The sequence below is a fragment of the Xanthobacter sp. BG11Y11_SDJG genome, from assembly GCF_057364445.1.
Map to the genome: position 1 here is coordinate 1 of NZ_JBNFNU010000517.1, position 2,495 is coordinate 2,495.

The window sequence follows — 2,495 nt, forward strand, 5'->3', positions numbered from 1 at the left end:
CGCCCCCACCGCTCCGATCCGGCAAAGGGCGCGCCGGGGCGAGGCGCGCGAGGCGCGGCCTTGGGCGCCGAACAGCGGCTTCAGCACCGTGTCGCCGGGCGCCGCGTCCACCAGCATCTGCGCCGCCGCGCGGTCCTCGAGCACCAGCGTGCGCGGGGTGGGCAGGCCGGCGCGGGCGATCAGGAAGGTGGTGGCGCTCTTGTCGACGCAGCGCTCGATGGCGCGGGCGTCGTTCATCACCGGCACGCCGAGCGCCGACAAGCGTGCAGCACGCCGAGCCGCGCCGTCACCTGCTCGAAGCTGCCGGTCGGCACCGCGGCGCACGAAGCAGGCGGAGGGCAGAGCATCGCCGAAGCCCGGCAGCAGCAGGCCATGGGCGGTCTCCCCACGGCGAAGCCGCAGGCCTTGAGCGAGAGCACCCGCGCGGCGCGGCCCGCGCGCTTCAGCGCCGCCAGGAGCCCGCGCACGTGCCAGTCGGCGCCCTCCGCGAAGATGACGATCTCGGCGTCGCGCGAAGCGGAGCGGCCCCGCGCCATCTCAGCCGCCGAACGAGCGGGAGACGAGGTCCGGCGCGAAGCCGCCGGCGGTGAAGCTGACGCCGTGCTCCAGTGCGCTCACCGTGACCCGCGCCGGGGAGAACAGCAGCGGATCCACCTTGTAGAAGTCGCACCCATAGGCGGCGAACACCTGGGCGAACGGCCGGCCATGATCGCGCGAGGTGCTGGAGGGCAGGCCCCTTGCGAGCTCGCGTGCCGCCTCGGCCGGGCCGGCGACGAACAGGTGGACCTCGCCGCCATAGAGCACCGCGTCGTTGGTGCGGCCCATGGCGGCGAGGAAGTCCGGGGCCGGCGGCGGCAAAGGCGCGCTGGCGAGCCCGTCGACGATGTGCGCCAGCGGGAAATGCAGCGCGTGCGCCTTGTGCAGCGCCACCTCCAGCGTGCGGGCGACGATCTGCACCGTGCCAGCGAGCGAGGAGGTGGGGGTGAGGATCAGCGTCACCGCCTCGCCCCGGACGCCGGCCCGCGCGGCGATCTCGGCCACCACCGCCTCGGGCGGCACCTCTCCCGTCTCCAGCACCAGCGTCACCATCTCCGCCGCGTCGGCATAGCCGAGGTCAGTGAACAGCGGCTCGACGCGGGCGACGGCGCGCCCCGGCCCCGAGCCGAGGGCGAAGAAGTCCCCGTCCGCAAGGCTCCAGCCGGCATACTGGCTGGCGAGGCAGGCGAGGACCGGGTCTTCGCTCGACACGAAGACGAGGGTGGTCCAGGGCGAGAAGCGGTCGGACGGCGCGAGCGCGACGCGCCCGAGGCCGCCCATGCAGATCTCGGCGATGCGGCGCCCGGCCTCGATGCCGCCTTGGGCCGCGATGCCGGCATCGACGATGCGCGCTCCCAGGGGGCCGCGGGAGACCGCAAGGCGCAGCCGGGCGGCATCGGAAAACCAGCGCCTCCACCAGCGGACGCACGCTTTCGGCAAGGCTCGGACTGGGGCGCGCGGCCGGCGCGATCATCGGCGCCTCCTCAGGCCAAAGCGCGCGCCAGCGCGAAGATGGCGGGCAGATCCACGAACAGCGCCTGTTCGGTCTCCCTCAGGCGCTGGAAAAGAGTGTGCTGCACCCGGTATTTGAGATCGCCGACGGCGAGCGGTCCGATGCCCGTCCCGGTTCCGTTGGCGAGCGGCGCCCCGTCGTCGTGCGCACCGATGCCGGCGATGCCGGCCGGCGGCACCGCATTCACGTCGGCAGCCACCAGCACCTGGCCGGCGGCGGCCATCAGGTGCGCCGGGACGATCTCCACGCCCGCGCGGCCGGTGCTCAGCACCACGTCGCTGGCGGCAAGCAGCGCCGCCTTCTCCGCGTCGGTCTCGGCGCCGGCACCGGTGAGATCGACGCCGAAGCGCTGATTGAACTCGGCCGCCTTGACCTCCACCGGCGTCAGCCCGCGATGGCTCACCAGCGTCACCTTCGCGCCGGCCTCGGCGGCGATCACGGCGGCGATGGAGCCGATGATGCCGGTGCCGCCGAACACCTTCACCCGCGCGCCCATGAGCCCGTCCGGCCGGCGGCCGGACAGCTGCTTTTCCACCTTGGCGATCACGGCAGCGGCGGTGGTGAAGGCGCCGGCCGGATCGGGAAACACCGAGATCTCGAACGGCGGGAACAGCGCGGCGCGCGCCGTCTGCGCCATGTCGAGGGCAAGGCTCGCGTCGCGTCCGCCGATGAACAGAGCGGTGCGGGCGGCGGCCTCGGGCGGGCGCGAGAACATCATGTCCTGGGTGAGGGCGCGCACCTCGTCCAGCGTCACGTGCGGGTAGGGTGCGATCCGCGCGAAGCCGGCGTCGAACGCCATGTTCACATCGAAGGGGCTGACCTGCGAGAGCGGCGAGATCATGTGCAGGATCGGCGTCGGGTCCGCCATGGAGGATGCTCCAATTGGGGGAGGCATCGGCGGGTGGCCGCGTCCGCGGTCGCGAAGACCCCGGCGCGGCGGTTTCAG

At 73.5% G+C, this 2,495-nt stretch carries 4 protein-coding genes; all 4 read right to left on the bottom strand.

What is annotated here, in order from left to right; genetic code table 11:
* On the bottom strand, nucleotides 1-246 hold a 246-nt coding region (locus AC2W7M_RS23745; protein ID WP_486135416.1), incomplete at its 3' end, for an ATP-grasp domain-containing protein.
* Complete coding sequence (locus tag AC2W7M_RS23750; RefSeq protein ID WP_486135418.1) at nucleotides 237-536, bottom strand: hypothetical protein; 300 nt, start codon at nucleotides 534-536, stop codon at nucleotides 237-239. The genes AC2W7M_RS23745 and AC2W7M_RS23750, both read right to left, overlap by 10 nt.
* Before the next feature lies 1 nt (nucleotide 537).
* Nucleotides 538-1,476 carry a methenyltetrahydromethanopterin cyclohydrolase gene (gene mch, locus AC2W7M_RS23755; RefSeq protein ID WP_486135420.1) on the bottom strand — a complete coding sequence of 313 codons (939 nt, stop codon included), beginning with the start codon at nucleotides 1,474-1,476 and terminating at the stop codon, nucleotides 538-540.
* Nucleotides 1,477-1,520: 44 nt separating this feature from the next.
* On the bottom strand, nucleotides 1,521-2,417 hold the full coding sequence (locus AC2W7M_RS23760; protein WP_486135422.1) for an NAD(P)-dependent methylenetetrahydromethanopterin dehydrogenase: 897 nt from the start codon (nucleotides 2,415-2,417) through the stop codon (nucleotides 1,521-1,523).
* Nucleotides 2,418-2,495: the final 78 nt, after the last annotated feature.

Excerpts from the sequence above, each read along its gene's own strand:
- AC2W7M_RS23760 (WP_486135422.1), bottom strand. The coding sequence starts at position 2,417 with ATGGCGGACCCGACGCCGATCCTGCACATGATCTCGCCGCTCTCGCAG.
- AC2W7M_RS23750 (WP_486135418.1), bottom strand. The coding sequence starts at position 536 with ATGGCGCGGGGCCGCTCCGCTTCGCGCGACGCCGAGATCGTCATCTTC.